Raw genomic sequence first — 658 nt, 5'->3', positions numbered from 1 at the left:
CTTCATGTATTTTTACTTTTTTATTTGGATGAAATCATCAGGAACGTTATTTTGAGGGGTTTATATTTGAACGTTGATTGGAACGTAGGGCACTCGCTTTCCGTGGTTGGTCTTTACGTCTGTAGGGTCTCCCTTGTACACGCTTTTCCAAGCAGGAGTCTTGAACGCCCGCTCCAATCAACTTTGTTTTAAAATTTAGATAGAAACCCCGTTGTCGACAAAAGTGGAGCCGAAACGGCATTATCCCGAATCTGAAATTATTACCATTATTTTAAAACGAGAATTGGTTTTACTCCATAATTTTTTACTGTTTTATATGGGGTGAAATCCTATCAAGATTGAAGAAATTTGCGACACTCCTGCCGAACAACTGGCTAGCCGAGACACCACAGACGCTTGCGTCGAGGAGGCTYGGRAGACAGTCGGCGGAAAGGGAGCGGATTTCTTCAATCAACTGGATTTTTTTTTAAAAAAACTGAAGACAAACTAGTTTTCCTCGAATTTGTCTTCAGTCTGAAACAGCGACCTAGACGGGTCGCTGTTTTTTTGATCATTGTACTGTTGCTTCTTCCTGTTTTTCATTCAATGTGCCGTTCATTTTCTTATACCTATAAATAAAGTAAAGAAGAGATAATATTAATGCCGTAACGAGGAATAT

At 39.3% G+C, this 658-nt stretch carries 1 protein-coding gene; it reads left to right on the top strand.

What is annotated here, in order from left to right; genetic code table 11:
- Positions 1-192 (top strand): hypothetical protein (locus tag AC1DVB_RS27810; RefSeq protein ID WP_477592080.1); only part of this gene is annotated, 192 nt, incomplete at its 5' end.
- Positions 193-658: the final 466 nt, after the last annotated feature.

This window comes from Peribacillus sp. P4_D6, from assembly GCF_056401795.1.
Note: the sequence above shows the minus strand (reverse complement) of the source record. Positions and strands in the feature narration are given on the sequence as shown.